Source organism: Nostoc sp. CENA543, from assembly GCF_002896875.1.
Taxonomy (GTDB): domain Bacteria; phylum Cyanobacteriota; class Cyanobacteriia; order Cyanobacteriales; family Nostocaceae; genus Trichormus.
In genome coordinates this window covers 4955799-4972695 of the sequence record NZ_CP023278.1, presented here as the reverse complement: position 1 = coordinate 4972695, position 16897 = coordinate 4955799, and the positions used below count along the sequence as shown (strand labels likewise).

General features: G+C 40.9%; 17 protein-coding genes. 14 read left to right on the top strand and 3 right to left on the bottom strand.

What is annotated here, in order from left to right; translation table 11 throughout:
- The first annotated feature begins 145 nt into the window (after positions 1–145).
- The 9 genes from CLI64_RS20770 to arsC all read left to right on the top strand — a co-directional run bounded on the left by CLI64_RS20770 (position 146) and on the right by arsC (position 8358).
- Positions 146–1366 carry an aspartate aminotransferase gene (locus tag CLI64_RS20770; RefSeq protein WP_103138984.1) on the top strand — a complete coding sequence of 407 codons (1221 nt, stop codon included), beginning with the start codon at positions 146–148 and terminating at the stop codon, positions 1364–1366.
- Positions 1367–1369: 3 nt separating this feature from the next.
- Positions 1370–2155 (top strand): DUF4058 family protein, encoded by a 786-nt coding sequence (locus CLI64_RS20765; protein ID WP_103138983.1) that lies wholly within the window; start codon positions 1370–1372, stop codon positions 2153–2155.
- A 186-nt stretch (positions 2156–2341) separates the two neighbouring features.
- The gene (locus CLI64_RS20760) at positions 2342–2671 is read left to right on the top strand and encodes a helix-turn-helix transcriptional regulator (protein WP_103138982.1); all 330 of its coding nucleotides are present in this window, start codon (positions 2342–2344) and stop codon (positions 2669–2671) included.
- Between the two features lie 116 nt (positions 2672–2787).
- Positions 2788–3846 carry a PstS family phosphate ABC transporter substrate-binding protein gene (locus CLI64_RS20755; RefSeq protein ID WP_103138981.1) on the top strand — a complete coding sequence of 353 codons (1059 nt, stop codon included), beginning with the start codon at positions 2788–2790 and terminating at the stop codon, positions 3844–3846.
- Between the two features lie 26 nt (positions 3847–3872).
- A complete protein-coding gene (locus tag CLI64_RS20750) occupies positions 3873–4886 on the top strand; it encodes an ArsJ-associated glyceraldehyde-3-phosphate dehydrogenase (RefSeq protein ID WP_103138980.1) in 1014 nt (337 codons plus the stop codon).
- An 85-nt stretch (positions 4887–4971) separates the two neighbouring features.
- Complete coding sequence (gene arsJ, locus CLI64_RS20745; RefSeq protein ID WP_103138979.1) at positions 4972–6231, top strand: organoarsenical effux MFS transporter ArsJ; 1260 nt, start codon at positions 4972–4974, stop codon at positions 6229–6231.
- Between the two features lie 76 nt (positions 6232–6307).
- A complete protein-coding gene (gene arsB, locus CLI64_RS20740; RefSeq protein WP_103138978.1) occupies positions 6308–7426 on the top strand; it encodes an ACR3 family arsenite efflux transporter in 1119 nt (372 codons plus the stop codon).
- Between the two features lie 30 nt (positions 7427–7456).
- A complete protein-coding gene (locus CLI64_RS20735) occupies positions 7457–7906 on the top strand; it encodes an ArsI/CadI family heavy metal resistance metalloenzyme (RefSeq protein ID WP_103138977.1) in 450 nt (149 codons plus the stop codon).
- A 56-nt stretch (positions 7907–7962) separates the two neighbouring features.
- Positions 7963–8358 (top strand): arsenate reductase, glutathione/glutaredoxin type, encoded by a 396-nt coding sequence (gene arsC, locus CLI64_RS20730; protein WP_192881572.1) that lies wholly within the window; start codon positions 7963–7965, stop codon positions 8356–8358.
- On the opposite strand, the gene CLI64_RS20725 is transcribed toward arsC, so the two are convergent.
- A complete protein-coding gene (locus tag CLI64_RS20725) occupies positions 8351–8914 on the bottom strand; it encodes a Uma2 family endonuclease (RefSeq protein WP_103138975.1) in 564 nt (187 codons plus the stop codon). The two genes, arsC and CLI64_RS20725, sit on opposite strands and share 8 nt — an antisense overlap.
- 78 nt (positions 8915–8992) lie before the next feature.
- On the bottom strand, positions 8993–9643 hold the full coding sequence (locus CLI64_RS20720) for a Uma2 family endonuclease (RefSeq protein ID WP_103138974.1): 651 nt from the start codon (positions 9641–9643) through the stop codon (positions 8993–8995).
- 173 nt (positions 9644–9816) lie between these two features.
- Between CLI64_RS20720 and CLI64_RS20715 the strand changes: the two genes are divergently transcribed.
- On the top strand, positions 9817–10881 hold the full coding sequence (locus CLI64_RS20715; RefSeq protein ID WP_103138973.1) for a 1-acyl-sn-glycerol-3-phosphate acyltransferase: 1065 nt from the start codon (positions 9817–9819) through the stop codon (positions 10879–10881).
- 106 nt (positions 10882–10987) lie between these two features.
- Positions 10988–11626, top strand: a complete 639-nt coding sequence (locus CLI64_RS20710; RefSeq protein WP_103138972.1) for a histidine phosphatase family protein — start codon at positions 10988–10990, stop codon at positions 11624–11626.
- Between the two features lie 116 nt (positions 11627–11742).
- On the opposite strand, the gene rppA is transcribed toward CLI64_RS20710, so the two are convergent.
- Positions 11743–12435, bottom strand: coding sequence for a two-component system response regulator RppA (gene rppA, locus CLI64_RS20705; protein ID WP_103138971.1), 693 nt, complete (start codon positions 12433–12435; stop codon positions 11743–11745).
- Between the two features lie 315 nt (positions 12436–12750).
- Between rppA and hisG the strand changes: the two genes are divergently transcribed.
- From hisG to CLI64_RS20690, 3 genes are all read left to right on the top strand, one after another.
- Positions 12751–13395 carry an ATP phosphoribosyltransferase gene (gene hisG, locus CLI64_RS20700; protein ID WP_103138970.1) on the top strand — a complete coding sequence of 215 codons (645 nt, stop codon included), beginning with the start codon at positions 12751–12753 and terminating at the stop codon, positions 13393–13395.
- Positions 13396–13830: 435 nt separating this feature from the next.
- The gene (locus CLI64_RS20695; RefSeq protein ID WP_103138969.1) at positions 13831–16458 is read left to right on the top strand and encodes a GAF domain-containing protein; all 2628 of its coding nucleotides are present in this window, start codon (positions 13831–13833) and stop codon (positions 16456–16458) included.
- Positions 16459–16471: 13 nt separating this feature from the next.
- Entirely contained in the window at positions 16472–16897 is a 426-nt protein-coding gene (locus CLI64_RS20690; protein ID WP_192881571.1) for a response regulator, read from the top strand.

Below are 16897 nucleotides of genomic sequence, written 5' to 3'. Positions count from 1 at the left end.
TTGCTTCTGACAAGCAACCAGCAGAACTAACAACTACTGTAACTGCTGAAAGCTAGTGTAAATAATTTTGAATTTTGAATTTTGTAGGCGCAAGCCTTCTCGTAGAGTATTTTGAATTCCCCAAAGGGGTTGACGAGGTTGAGGAATGAGTTTGGATTGGATTAAGCCAGCAGATCGGATACAGCAACTACCACCCTATGTATTTGCCCGTCTTGATGAGTTAAAAGCTAAGGCTAGAGAACAAGGCATTGATTTAATTGATTTGGGGATGGGAAATCCCGATGGCGCGACACCACAGCCAGTGGTGGAAGCAGCGATGAAGGCTTTACAAGACCCTAGTAATCACGGTTATCCCCCCTTTGAAGGGACTGCTAACTTTCGGCGTGCGATTACGACTTGGTATAAGCGTCGCTATGGTGTGGTACTAGACCCTGATAGTGAAGCTTTGCCATTGTTGGGTTCTAAGGAAGGATTATCGCATTTAGCGATCGCCTACATTAATCCTGGGGATGTGGTCTTAGTTCCCTCCCCCGCCTATCCCGCCCATTTTCGCGGGCCTGTGATTGCGGGTGGTCAAGTCCACAGCCTGATTTTAAAAGAGGAAAACAATTGGTTAATTGATTTAACCGCCATCCCCGACGAAGTGGCAAGAAAAGCCAAAATACTTTACTTCAACTATCCCAGTAACCCCACAGCCGCCACCGCACCCCGTGAATTTTTCGAGGAAATCGTGGCCTTTGCCAGAAAATACGAAATTCTCTTGGTGCATGATCTGTGTTACGCCGAGTTAGCTTTTGATGGTTATCAACCCACTAGCTTACTAGAAATTCCTGGGGCGAAAGATATTGGCGTAGAGTTTCACACCTTATCTAAAACCTACAATATGGCTGGCTGGCGTGTGGGTTTTGTGGTGGGTAATCGTCATGTCATCCAAGGCTTACGGACATTAAAAACCAACTTGGATTATGGGATTTTTGCAGCTTTGCAAACAGCCGCCGAAACAGCTTTACAACTACCGGATATTTACCTACACGAAGTACAGCAACGCTACCGTACCCGCCGAGATTTCTTAATTGAAGGATTTGGAAAGCTGGGTTGGGATATCCCCAAAACCAAAGCTACAATGTACTTGTGGGTAAAATGTCCTGTGGGTATGGGTTCAACGGATTTTGCTTTGAACTTGTTGCAACAGACAGGCGTTGTTGTCACCCCTGGTAATGCTTTTGGGGTGGCTGGGGAAGGATATGTGCGTATTAGCTTGATTGCAGATTGCGATCGCCTGGGTGAAGCTTTACGCCGCATTGAAAAAGCTGGTATTCGTTATCAACCCGAAACTGTTGTTGCAGGCTCAGAACTAGGAGTATAAATCATGCCTTCGGTATTTCCAGGAATGAACCCATATTTAGAACACCCGGATTTATTTCCTGGATTACATCACTGGTTAATTATTGAAATTGCTAGGTTTTTATCTCCCCAACTGCGTCCCAAATACCGTGTTGCTGTTGAAGTGCGGATGTATGAAACCGCCGATAATCCTTCGATAACTGTTGGGATTCCTGATGTGATGGTAACAACTCGCCAGCATAACAGTGATGCTGAGGGTACAAATGTAGCTGTTGCTACACCAACATCTAAACCTGTCCAAGTTACAGTACCAACACCTATAACTGTAAAAGAAGGATATTTAGAAGTTAAAGAAGTAGGTACAGAACAGTTAATTACTACGATAGAAATTCTTTCTCCCACTAATAAACGTCCAGTTAAAGGCAGAAAAGCTTATGAAAAAAAACGAGAAAAAGTGTTAAGAAGTCAGACAAATTTAGTAGAAATTGATTTCTTACGCAAAGGCGAACCTATGCCAATGTTCGGTGATCATATTGCCAGTGATTATCGAATTTTAGTTTGTCGGGGAAATCGTCGTCCCCTAGCTGATTTATATGCTTTCAATTTACGAGATGTCATTCCTGCTTTTCCTTTACCCTTGCGTCCTGGTGATAATGAACCAGTGATAGATTTACAGATTTTATTAAATGAAATATATGACGTATCTGGTTATGATTTGGTTGTAGATTATCGTCAAGAACCAGTTCCACCATTGTCAGCAGCAGACACGATTTGGGCAGATCAGTTATTGCGTGAGCAAGGTTTAAGATAACCTACATCATACTCTCAATTCCTTGCTTCTCCACAGTAAAATAGAGGATATTAATTAACGCCAAAAACGATCAGAGATTTAATATATTACTGGAAGAAGTCCGCTATTTGAGACAAATAAATGAGCAAGACTAGAAATGCTTGAATATAGCAAGATTTATACCGTTGCCGAACCAAGGTTAAGTTAATGCAATTTCCTAATGCTACCACTACCAGCTTGATTGTTGCAGGCTTTCACGCACTTTCTGACCCCATTAGAATTAATGTTTTAGAATTACTACGTCAGCGTGAATTGTGCGTTTGTGACTTATGTGAAGCCTTGGGGGTGAGTCAGTCCAAATTATCTTTTCATTTGAAGACCTTGAAAGAAGCTGGTTTAGTTAACTCTCGTCAGCAAGGGCGTTGGATTTATTACAGCCTCAATTTACCTCAATTTGCTGTTTTAGAGCAGTATTTAGCAGATTTCCACCGCTTGGGTCAGATATTACCAGCACGTTGCTGTGATAACATTTCCTAATACATCAACTTTTTTTGATGAATTTTTGTGAATATAGCCTTCTGTGTAATTGACATATCAATTTTTTTTGAAATGATAGAAATATACATTTCAAATCACCCATACAGGTGAGGTCAATGAACGCAGTAGCAACAAAATTGGCTCTCGCATTTGGGATATTAGCTGTAGCAAGTAGTTGTACAGCCACATCCAATTCATCAACTCAAACTCAACAGTCACCAGTCGTCACCGAAGTCACTAATTCTGAACAGGTGGCGAAAGTTACCATTGATGGTTCGAGTACGGTGTATCCGATTACCCAGGCGATCGCTAAAGAGTTTCAAGCCAACTCTAAAAATAATACACAAATTCAAGTAAATTTTTCCGGTACAGGCGGCGGATTTGAAAAATTCTGTACTGGTAAAACAGATATTAATAATGCCTCTCGACCAATTTCTCAGGCAGAGATGGCAGCTTGTAACAAAAACAGTGTGAGGTATATAGAATTACCTATTGCTTTTGATGCCTTAACAATTGTGGTTCATCCCCAGAATGACTGGGCAAAAGATATTACAATTGCTGAATTGAAGAAGATTTGGGAACCTGGAGCAGAAGGCAAAATCACCCGTTGGAATCAAGTCCGCTCAACTTGGCCAGATCGTCCACTGAATTTATATGGTGCGGGTAAACAGTCTGGGACATTTGACTATTTCACAGAAGCTATTACAGGTAAAGCCAAAGCCAGTCGTAATGACTATACAGCTAGTGAAGACGATGAAGTTTTAGTGGATGGAATTGTCAAAGATCCAAATGCTTTGGGTTACTTTGGCTATGCCTACTATGAAGAGCATAAGAATAAGCTCAAATTGCTAGCCGTAGATAGTGGTAAAGGTGCAATTCTACCATCACGAGAAACTGTTGAAAAATCCAAGTATCAACCACTTTCTCGACCCTTATTTATCTACGTTAATCCTTGGTCAGCCAAAGATAAAAGTGCAGTTTACCAATTTGTAGATTTCTACATTAAACAAGCACCGAAAACTGTACCTATAGTGGGTTATGTACCTTTACCAAATGAAGCCTATCACATCGATTATGTGCATTTAAACCAAGGTAAAGCCGGCACAGTTTTTGGTGGCAAAGCGCAATTAGACCTAACAATTAGCGAATTGTTACGCAAACAAAAGCAGTTTTAGTTTGAGAAATTTATTTATCTAAGCTAATGAAAATTCGTGTTGGCATTAACGGTTTTGGTAGGATGGGACGGCTAGCACTGCGAGCTGCTTGGGGTTGGCCAGAACTAGAATTTGTTCATATTAATGAAATCAAAGGTGGGGCTGTAACAGCAGCTCATTTACTCAAGTTTGATTCTGTACATGGACGCTGGACACCCGAAGTAGAAGCAGAAGGTGAACGAGTTCTCATTGATGGTATACCCCTCAGCTTTACTGAGTATGCTAAACCAGGTGATGTACCTTGGGAAGATTTCGGTGTGGATATAGTGCTGGAATGTTCTGGTAAGTTTCGCACACCTGCCACCCTTGACCCCTATTTTAAGCGGGGAGTGCAGAAGGTAATTGTAGCTGCTCCGGTGAAGGAAGAAGCTTTAAATATAGTCATGGGGGTAAATGATAATCTCTATGAACCTGACAAACATCACCTATTAACTGCGGCTTCTTGTACAACCAACTGTTTAGCACCAGTAGTCAAAGTTATTCATGAAGGCTTGGGTATTAAACATGGAATTATTACTACCATCCATGACAACACCAATACTCAAACCCTAGTCGATGCACCTCACAAAGATTTGCGTCGGGCGCGTGCTAGCAGTCTCTCGTTAATTCCTACCACTACAGGATCTGCTACAGCCATCGGGTTAATTTATCCCGAACTCAACGGTAAACTTAACGGTGTTGCAGTCAGAGTCCCACTACTTAACGCTTCGTTGACAGACTGTGTGTTTGAGGTAGTACAACCTACCACAGTAGAAGAAATTAACAGCCTGTTAAAAGCTGCTTCTGAACAAGCACCCCTGAAAGGCATCCTTGGCTATGAGGAGCGTCCTTTAGTATCTATTGACTACAAAGATGATCCTCGTTCTTCCATTATTGATGCCCTTTCCACGATGGTGGTTGACGAGACACAAGTAAAAATTCTGGCTTGGTATGACAACGAATGGGGTTACGTCAACCGCATGGTTGAACTCGCTCGTAAAGTTGCATTGAATCTTCGTTAGGGACTGGGGACTGGGTAAAATTTGTTCTCCTCTGCTCCCCTGCCCCCTGCTCCCTGCTCCCTGCCCCCTGCTTCTACCTTCCCCCATGACTACTACAGCATCTAAAGCAAATTTCAAAAACTATATTCTGGTAACACTTGCCTATTGGGGTTTCACCATTACAGATGGTGCGCTGAGAATGCTAGTGTTGCTCTACTTCAATAAAATTGGCTATACGCCATTACAAATCGCTTCTCTATTCTTGTTTTACGAAGTCTTTGGCATTGTCACTAATTTTTTAGGCGGTTGGATTGGTTCACAATTAGGATTAAAAGTAACTCTTTATACTGGCATTGGATTGCAGATTTTCTCTTTGGTGATGCTGGCGTATCTGAATCCCAGTTGGGCGCAGTGGTTTGCAGTCTTGTTTGTGATGACGGCTCAGGCATTTTCTGGAATTGCCAAAGACTTAACTAAGATGAGTTCTAAAAGTGCGATTCGGTTGGTAGTTCCTCAAGATGCTCAGTCTGCTTTGTTTAAGTGGGTGGCGGTGCTGACTGGTTCTAAAAATGCTCTCAAGGGAGTTGGTTTTTTTGTTGGTAGTGCTTTGTTGGGTGGATTTGGTTTTGTCAATTCCTTATTAATAATGGCAGGTGGTTTATTCCTGCTGATGTTTACTGGCTTGATGCTGCCGAAAGGCATGGGCAAAATTAAGAAGAAAGTTAAATTTAGCCAACTGTTTTCTAAGAGTCCAGAAATTAATATTCTTTCGGCTGCCCGATTCTTTTTATTCGGTTCGCGGGATGTGTGGTTTGTGGTGGCCTTACCTGTGTTCTTGCGTGAGGTTTTAGGTTGGTCTTTTTATCAAGTTGGTGGATTTTTAGCGTTGTGGGTGATTGGCTATGGCATTATTCAATCATCAGCACCAACACTAATTAGACGCTTTGGTTCTGGTCGTCCGCCACAGTCTAAAACTATCCAGTTTTGGACATTTACCTTAACAGCCGTGCCAGCTGCGATCGCCCTTGCTCTACAATTAGGTATCCCCGCTAATATCGCCATTGTGGGGGGACTGCTGTTATTTGGTGTGGTGTTTGCCTTTAACTCTGCGGTTCACTCTTATCTGGTGTTAGCTTTTACCGATGATGACAAAGTAGCCCTGAATGTTGGCTTCTATTATATGGCTAACTCCGGCGGTAGGTTAGCTGGTACGGTTTTATCTGGCTTGGTATATCAATGGCTGGGGTTGGTAGGTTGTCTGTGGACATCGATGTTTTTGGTACTAGGGGCAGCCGTAGTTTCAGTGAAATTACCCGACCCGAAACCCAGTAAAGCGATCGCCTGGAAAGCCGGAGAGGGAGACTAAACAATTCAAAATTCAAAATTCAAAATTCAAAAAGACACTTACACCCTTACACCCCTACACCCCTATACCCCTAAAAATGAAACCCAAGAGTAATCTCAGCTTTTTTGAACGATATCTTACCCTGTGGGTGTTTCTGTGCATTTTTGCCGGCATCACCCTGGGTAGATTATTTCCAGAGGTAGCGGTAAAACTTGATGCTATTAGTATTTATCAAGTATCAATACCTATTGCGGTATGTCTGTTTTTCATGATGTACCCCATCATGGTGAAGATTGATTTTAGCCAGGCTGTCAATGCACTTCGTACTCCCAAGCCTGTCATTCTTACCTTGGTGGTGAATTGGTTGATTAAACCATTCACGATGGTAGTTTTTGCTCAATTCTTTCTCGGTTGGTTATTTCGTCCGTTAATTGCTGGTACAGAATTGATTCGTGGTAGTGAAGTAGCGATCGCAAATTCTTACATCGCTGGCACAATCTTACTAGGAATTGCACCCTGTACAGCAATGGTGTTGATGTGGGGTTATCTGTCCTACGGCAATCAAGGACACACTTTGGTGATGGTGGCAGTTAACTCTCTAGCCATGCTATTTTTATACGCACCGTTAGGCAGATGGTTGCTAGCAGCAAATGATCTAACTGTACCGTGGCAAACCATAGTTTTATCAGTGTTAATTTATGTAGGTTTGCCTTTAATTGCTGGGATTTACAGCCGTTACTGGATATTCCAATATAAAGGCAGAGAATGGTTTGAAGGGCAATTTTTGAAGTATCTTAGTCCCGTTGCTATTACAGCTTTGCTAATTACTTTAATCTTGCTATTTGCATTTAAAGGTGAATTAATTGTCAACAATCCCTTTCATATTTTATTAATTGCTGTGCCACTATTTATTCAAACTAATTTTATTTTCTTAATTAGTTATGTGGCAGCATTAAAACTCAATTTTTCTTATGAAGACGCTGCACCTGCCGCCTTAATTGGAGCTAGCAACCACTTTGAAGTTGCCATTGCTACAGCCGTTATGCTGTTTGGCTTAAATTCTGGTGCAGCACTCGCCACTGTGGTAGGCGTATTAATCGAAGTCCCAGTTATGTTAATGCTGGTGGAATTTTGTAAGCGCACAGCACCCTGGTTTCCACGAGAGCCAGAAAAGGCAAGTTTACCAGATCCACGCTGTATTAATTCTTTGCATTAACCTAAGACAAAAACTATTAGGAGAAAAATTATGACAGCTATGAAAACTCATGTCGCTTTGAATGTGACTAATCTTGAAAAGTCCGTGACTTTTTATCGGGCTATGTTTGGCTTAGAACCTGTAAAATACAAAGCTGACTATGCCAAATTTGATATTTCTAACCCAGCTTTAAATCTGACACTCAATTTAACTAATAGTGTGCAGACTGGCGGCGCATTGTCTCATTTAGGTGTACAAGTTGAAAGTAGCGACGAGGTAAAATCAGCTATCAAACGTTTTACAGATGCAGGACTAGCATTATTTAGAGAGGACAACACCGATTGTTGCTACGCTTTGCAAGATAAAGTGTGGGTGACAGATCCCGATGGCAACCGTTGGGAGGTTTTTGTTGTAAAAGTAGCAGATACAGCACCAGAAAAAAATGTGGTCACGACTGCTGCGGGAGAAGTTCAGACTGTTAATAAACCTTGTTGTGCATAGATATAAATTTCTTAACAGAGGAGGATTTCATCTCTATTAAATTCTAGAGGGGTAGTATGAGAAATGTGATGTTTGTCTGCAAGCATAACTCCCGCCGTTCTCAAATGGCAGAAGGTTTTGCACGAACATTAGGAGAGGGAAAAATTAACGTTACAAGTTCAGGTTTGGCAATCAATGAAGTAGATCCCATCACTGTGCAAGTCATGTCAGAAGTTGGTATTGATATTAGTCAGCAGTATTCTAAACCTTTAGATAATTTCAACCCCAAAGATTACGATATAGTCATTTCTTTATGTGGTTGTGGTGTGAATTTACCAGAAGCTTGGGTTATTAGAGAAGTATTTGAAGATTGGCAATTAGATGACCCCGAAGGAGAATCTATAGACACATTTCGCCGTGTTCGTGATGAAGTCAAAGAAAGAGTTGTAAAATTAATTTCATCTCTTAGCTAACTCTTTGCAACCAAGCAAAGATATCATTAACGTCCAGCGTTAAATTCATACCTTCTAGGACTGGTAATACATCTGCTCCTGATAATATATCGGGGAGGCAAGCTAAACGATAAACTATAATTGAGCGTTCATAGGTATCTATTAACCATCCTAGTTGAGTACCATTTCTCATACAGTGCAGAATATTACCTGTTACTCTAGTTTGACTTTGATCAGGTGAGAGAATTTCAATTATCCAAGCTGGTGCAAAATTAATACCCGTGCTGCTAATATCGCCATTTTCATCTAATGGAATTTCGTTACTAGCCACTACTGCAATATCAGCAACTATGGAACGATTACCGACAGTACAACGCAATTCAGGAAAAGCTTCGTAATTACTTCCTGCTGTATCAATTACTCCCACTAAACGTTTTTGTAAAAGGCTATGTTTTCCACCTGGCATAGTTTTTTGAATTGCCTGTCCGTTAATATATTCCCATGCTGGTGACTCATCTATATATGGAAGTTGTAAAAATTCTACTAATGTGCTGTTTGTTGTAACTATAGCTGTCATTTTAATTTACCAATTTTAGACATACAATATTAATCTTGGTGTTGGGTTTCCTGTCGTCAACCCAACCTACATCTGTCATTATGATCCGCCAATTAGCTGCTGTCTTACCCAAATCCGAAAGTTCTTGATAGTAGTGTTTCTGCCAATGATTTTACTTTGCTCCAGGTATTGGGGTATGACATCAATTAAAGGCAAGTTGGGAAAAATTAAGCTAGTTTCAGATTCTATATAAATACCATCTTGCAAAACATTAATTTGTAGATTACCTTTTTCAAACCGCCACAATTCTGGTACTTGCAGCGATTGATAAATTTTGGGATGGGTGCGAGAAGTAATATCAATTTCTAAGGCTAAATCTGGTGGAGGATCTATCGTTAAATCTAGTCTATTTTTGCCACGAATTTGAGGTTCGTTTTTGATATAAAAACACTGGTCAGGTTCTATACCTTGAGCCATGAATTGATTCTTGAAGGTGGTAGAACCAAGACTAATAAATTCGGTGTCTAGTTCTTCTAACAGTGCCTTCAATAAATCGCTAATAATTTCTTTACCGTATTCATGCTCTGGCAATGGTGCCATAATTTCTAACATTCCCCTATCATAAGCAATGCGGGCGGCGCGGTGTTCTCCTAACTCTTCGAGAATGGTTTCTAATTCTTGCCAAGTTACATCTCGTAACACTACTGTTTGTCCAGGTGGAATATAGATGCGCTTGAGTTCTAATAACATCATTGCCACTCACAGAAACTTATATCTAAGCTAGCTCGTTTGATAGATTTTGTTGATCGTAACCCTGTGATATTGATGTAGTATTTTTTACGCCTGTAGTTGGATACACATTATAAATTTATCAGGCTAAGATAGCAGCCAAATATAATTGATATCTTATTTACTCGGTAGTTGTGTTTAATCAACATTCTGCAAGTCTGATACATTCTTCAGCAACTACAACTCAGCAACCATATCAATTTAGCTGGGTTGACTGGTTTTGTTTGTGGTATCCTCCTGGGTGGTTAATTTTATTTAACCGTCATTGGCAACATTATCACGCAGATCCCGACGGTTGGCATTGGCTAGAATATTTACTATTTTTAATTCCTGGGGGATTTTATCTGGCGTTTTTGAGTCGATGGTTGCGTTTGGGTTGTCGTTCTCCTCGAACAGAAATTGTAGAATTTAATCCTGACTATCAACGGGCTTTTCGTGAAGAAATTTTAGCTTTTATTGTGAAATATTATTTTCGCGGAGAATTGCACCAAGTAGATAATTTACCCTCTACAGGTGCGTTAATTGTGGCTATGAACCATGCAGGGATGTGTTTTCCTTGGGACTTTATTAGTTTGGGTTATTTGTTAGGGGAAAAACAGGGTTGGACAGTGCAACCTGTAGCGGGAGTATCATTATTTGAACATCCTTGGATGGTGTGGTGGCTACCTCCAAAATGGTCGCAGGTTTTGGGTGGTGTGCGTGCAGAATTGGCTGATTTTGAGGAGGCTATTTCCCAGGGTAAAACTTTGTTATATGCACCGGAAGGTTTACGCGGCCCCTTGAAAGGTTGGGGGAAACGCTATCAACTGCAAAAATTTGATGTGAGTTTTTTACAGTTAAGCGATCGCTATCATATTCCGATTTTGCCAGTCGTTTGTATTGGTAGCGAATCTTTACATCCTTGGACAGTCAACTTACAAAAGTTACAAAGACTATTTAATTTACCCTTTTGTCCCATCTCGCCTTTAATGTTCATACTCATTCTCTTTCCTTCAATGGGAGTTTGGGCAATGAAAACTCGCCTACGTTATTTTGTTCAACCATTAGCAACCATCAACAGCAAAATAGAGTGTAATCACCAAGGCAGTAATAGTAGAAGATTAGTTTATCAACAAGCCAATCAATTGCGCGAACAATTACAAATGCAAATTAACCAACGACTAACTCAATTGTCTTCCATTTCAAAAGTCTGTGGTTAATTGACTTTTTTGGTTGATGACTTTGTCCTGTTATGACACATTCGATTGTGAAAGTGATGGTAGTTTATATTTGCACAGACTCCTTGATCCCATCAACATACAAGCTATGACACTCAATTTATACTTACTGCGACATGGAGAAACTACTTTTAGTCAAAGTGGTAATTTCTGCGGTGCAACTGATGCGGAGTTGACATCAGAAGGAATACAGATGGCCAGGAGTTTTGCTGATGTTTATCAAAAATTGAAGTGGGAAGCAGTCTATGCTAGCCCCATGAAGCGCACAATTGCAACTGCCAAGCCATTTTGTGATGCTACTGGTATGGAGATGCAGTTGCGAGATGGACTCAGAGAAGGTAGTTACGGCGCATGGGAGGCTAAGAGTAAATCCTTTGCTCAAGAAAATTACGCAGATAACTATGTAAAATGGATGACAGAACCTGCTTGGAATGCACCAATAGGTGGAGAAACGGCGGTAGAGATTGCAAACCGTTCTATGACGGTAATTGCTGAAATTCAAGAAAAACATCCCCAAGGAAATGTTTTAGTAGTTTCCCATAAAGCCACGATTCGGATTATACTTTGCAGTTTGCTGGGAATTGATTTAGGACGCTATCGCTATCGGGTGAATATTTTAGTTGCGTCCGTAAGTATGGTTAAATTTGATGTTAATGGGCCTTTGTTAGAAATATTAGGCGATCGCCATCATATACCCGATCATCTCCGCTCTCGTCCAGGAACTTAATATTTTCTACTAGTAGTTTCTCAAAAAACTATTAGTACAATAGTTAAATAAATCTATCATTTGAATAACTTATGTATTTACTAGCTTCTCATCTATAATTTTGAGCTGAATCTATTTTACTCTACAGATGAAGTTCCAAAACGATAGCCCTTACCATAAACTGTATGAATTAAGGGTTCTTCCTTACCTACCTCAATTTTCCGCCGCAGTAGCCGAATTAAAGCAGCTATCACATTACTGCTAGGTTGTTCTTCATCTTGCCAAAGATATTGCAAAATTTGGGCGTGAGTGAGTAACTGTCCCGTACGTTCCATAAAATATTGCAACAGCTGACTTTCTTTCTGGGAAAGTTCAATGACTCTACCTTGACGGTAGGCGACTTGATTATCATAGTCCAGTTCTAAATCAGCTACAGTTAATCTGGCTGTAGTTGTTTCATAGCTTTGCGAACCTGAACGCCGCAACAAGGCGCGGACTCTAGCCAATAATTCCCGCAGTTCAAAGGGTTTGACTAAATAGTCATCCGCACCAGCATCTAAACCTTTTACCCTATCATCTAATGTATCTTTAGCTGTGAGAAACAAAACAGGGGTAATTTGTCCTTGATTACGTAATTCCTGGCAAATTTCCAAGCCAGTTTTACCAGGCAGCATCCAGTCTAAAATTAATAAGTCATAACTACCTGACTGTGCCATTTCTCTACCGACTGCACCATGATAAGCCGCATCGACGGTGTAACCTTCCCGCGTTAAGACACGGCTTAAAGGATCGGTGAGTTCTACTTCATCATCAACGAGTAAAATTTTCATATTGCTATGGGTATAGGGGTATAGGGGTGTAGGGGTGTAGGGGAAAGAAGAATATCAATGATTCGGCTTTAGTCAGAGTAGGAAACACCAAAATCACCTTTTTTCTTCCTACTGTTTTACTGATACTGTGGGTTTTGCGAAGCAATATACGTAAGACAAATTCATATTATCAATCAGCAACACCAATTAATTATTTATCCCCCACACCCCTACACCCCTACACCCTCACACCCCTACACCCTCACACCCCCACACCCTTACACCCTTGCATAAATCCTGATAAAGTGTCCATAGCCAAGGATACCAAGAAAGAGAATGTTAACTGTTGCACTGCCGAAAGGGGAACTACTAAAAAATAGCATCCGCCTGCTGCAATCTGTGGGTTTGGATTTTAGTGCTTTTTTAGACTCAGGAACTCGCCAATTGCAAATTACTGATGCTAGCGGAACAGCCAAAGGATTGTTAGTCAGAGGGCAAGACGTGCCTGTGTATGTAGAATATGGTCAGGCGCAAATTGGTATTATTGGTTACGATGTTCTGCGAGAGAAACAACCACAAGTTGCTCATTTAGTAGATTTGGGTTTTGGCTATTGTCGGATGTCAGTGGCGGTGAAAGCATCTAGTCCTTATAAATCGCCTGTGGACTTACCACCCCATAGTCGGGTTGCTTCTAAGTATGTTAATTGCGCCAATGAATACTTTCAAAGTTTAGATTTACCAGTGGAAATTGTGCCGCTTTATGGTTCTGTGGAGCTAGGGCCGATTACAGGGATGTCAGAGGCGATCGTTGATTTGGTGTCTAGTGGCAGAACTCTAAGAGAAAATGGCTTGGTAGAGATTACTACTTTGTATGAAAGCACAGCCAGATTAATTGCTCATCCTCTTAGCTATCGCCTGAATACAGGTAACTTACATAATTTAGTTGAACGTCTTCGGGATGCAGTTTTAACACCAGCCTAATCAAGTAAGTAAGTGGGCGAAAATCAATCAAACTACATTAAGTAATGTAAAAAAATTCGATTAGGCTCGTAGTGAGGACTTTAGTCCTCCGAGAAGGACTAAAGTCCTTACTACAAACCTTTAATTATTTTTGCCTAGCTACTTATTAAGCAAATTTATGGAGTAAATATCCCCGACTTTTCCCCAAAAGTTGGGGATATTGTTTGTTTGGAATGATTCTGAAGTGAGAAATATTCAGATGGAATTTTTGTTTTACTGATCAGAAAGTTAATTTATTTAAATTAACTTTTATATCCTAAAATTAATGCAACGTTTTATTCTAGAAATAGATATTTAAATCAAATTTTGTTGCATTTTCTAACAGAAAACTAGTTGTAATAACAACTATGGTGTTGCAAATTTGACACCACTGACTATATTTTTAATCAAAGTGCTATGACATCTCACTTTACTAATCAGGAACAGGCGAGACTGGCAGAACTATATCAGTATCAAATTCTGGATACTGAACCAGAGGCGGCTTATGATAACTTGGCACATTTAGCAGCCTTTATCTGTGGTACATCTATAGCTTTGGTAAATTTTATTGATGAACATCGCCAGTGGTTTAAGGCAAAATTAGGTTTAGATGTCTCAGAAATGCCGCGTAATGTGGGTTTTTCATATCTATGCCAACAACAAAAGAATGTTGTCGTCATTCCTGATACATTAGCTGACGATCGCCTCGCCCAAAACCCAGTAGTAACCGCATACCCATACGTGCGATTCTACGCAGGTGTACCCCTACTGAGTCCGCAAGGTCAGATGTTAGGAACTCTCTGTGTGCTTGATCAACAACCCAAAGCCTTGAGTCAACAACAAATTGATGCGCTTGTAGCTTTAAGTCACCTAGTAATTGCTCAACTAGAACTTAGGCGGAATGTGGCTCATGTCGCACAGATGAGCGCGCAAATGATCAATCAAGAGCAGAATGCACGCAGAGAATCCGAAAAAGTGAGCGATCGCATTAGTAATATCCTCGAAAGTATCACCGATGCGTTTTTCGCCCTAGATCAACAATGGCGATTTACTTACATTAATAACCAAGCTGCCCAGTTATGGCAGAAAAATCGCAATGAATTACTAGGTCAAAATATCTGGGAAACATTTCCCGCAACATTAGGCACATCCTTTGAGCGAGAATATCAAAAAGCGGTAGCCCAACAAACAAGCGTCGAATTTGAGGAATTCTATCCACCGCTAGATAAATGTTTTGCCGTTCATGCTTATCCTAGTAAAAACGGTTTATCTGTGTATTTTCAAGATATTACAGAAAAACATCACACAGCCTCCGCACTCAAAGAAAGTGAACAACGTTGGCAACTAGCTCTACAAGGTAACAACGATGGGATTTGGGATTGGAATCTCAAAACTAATCAAGTCTTTTTTTCTCCACGTTGGAAACAAATGTTGGGATATGCAGACCATGAAATCTCTAACAATCTAGAGGAGTGGTCAGAGCGAGTCCATCCCGATGACTTAGACTGGGTAATGCAGGCTATTCAAGCTCATTTTGACCGGAGAACACCGTATTACATTACAGAACATCGAGTCCAGTGTAAAGACGGTACCTATAAATGGATTTTGGATCGGGGACAAGCACTTTGGGATGAAACTGGTAATGTAGTGCGAATGGTGGGTTCCCATACAGATATTACAGAACGCAAACAAACAGAAGCCGAACTCCAAAAGCAAAATTTGCGATCGCAACTATTTGCAGAAATCACCGTTAAAATTCGTGAAACCCTACACATTCAAGAAATTCTCCAAACTTCAGTCCAAGAAGTACAAAAACTCCTACAAGCTGACAGGGTTGTAATTTTTCGTCTGTGGCCTGACGGTTCAGGCACAGTAGAACAAGAAGCCGTGTTACCAGAATGGCCTGTGATTTTAGGCAAAAGCATTGTTGATCCTTGCTTTCAACAAGGCTATGTAGAAAAATATCGTCAAGGTAGAATCAGTGCCATTACAGATATCACTCAGGCAGATATTCAAGATTGTCATCGAGAATTCTTACAACAATTTAGTGTAAAAGCTAACCTTGTCGTCCCCATTCTCAACCGTGAAGGCATTTGGGGTTTACTAGTCGCCCATCAATGTCATGCACCCCGCCACTGGAATCAATTCGAGTTGGATTTACTACAACAGTTAGCCAACCAAATAGGTATAGCCTTATACCAAGCGCAGTTGCTAGAACAACAAACCCGCCAAAGCCAAGAACTAGCCCGTTCCAATGCCGAATTAGAAAGTTTTGCTTACGTCGCTTCCCATGACTTGCAAGAACCATTAAGGATGGTCACTAGTTACTTACAATTACTAGAACGCCGCTATAAACCTCAACTAGACAGCACCGCAGAACAGTTTATCAGTTACGCCGTTGACGGAGCGCAACGGATGCAAACCCTGATCAACGATCTCTTAAACTATTCTCGTCTCACCACCCGTGGACAACCCTTCGTCTCAGTAGATTGTGCCGCCATTTTAGAACGAGTCAAAACTAACCTCAAAATCGCCATAGAAGAATCTAGTGCAATCATCACCCATGATCCTTTACCCACAGTTACCGCCGATCCCACTCAACTCACCCAAGTTTTCCAAAACCTAATTGCGAACGCCATCAAATTCCGGCGAGAAGTTCCCATCGAGATTCATATTGGTGTAGTTGAGGGAATGGGAGACGAAAGAAGGCAGGGGGGCAGGGGGCAGGGAGAAATGGAAAAATTTTCCTCCCCCTTGCACCCTGCACCCTGCACCAATTCCTCTTCCATGCCCAATGCCCATTCCCAATGGCTATTTTCAGTCCGCGACAATGGTATAGGGATAGAAAAACAATATATAGAACGTATTTTTGTGATTTTTCAACGCCTGCATGGACGCAGTAAATATCCCGGTACTGGAATAGGGCTATCAATTTGCAAGAAAATTATTGAGCGTCATGGAGGTCAAATCTGGGTTGAGTCTCAACCAGGTGAAGGCTCAGTTTTCTACTTCACAATTCCAGAGCAGGTCAACAATCGTGATTAATACCAATAATGTTATGCCAATTCAGGTTTTGTTAGTAGAAGACAATCCAGGGGATGTGGAATTGACACGCATTGCTTTAGAAGACAGCAAAATCTCCGTCAATCTCAATGTTGTCGAAGATGGAGTGGAAGCAATGGCATTTTTGCGAAAACAAGACAAGTATGCCGATGCACCCCATCCCGATATAGTGCTACTGGATTTGAATTTGCCGAAAAAAGATGGACGGGAAGTCTTAGCAGAGATTAAAACCGATGACCATTTCAAGCGCATTCCTGTAGTGGTGCTGACAACTTCCCAAGCGGAAGAAGATATTCTTAGAGCGTATAACTTAGCCGCTAACTGCTATATTGCCAAGCCAGTTGATTTTGATCAATTCGTTAGAATTGTACAATCTATAGAAAACTTTTGGTTTGCGATCGTCAAACTGCCACCGGAGTAA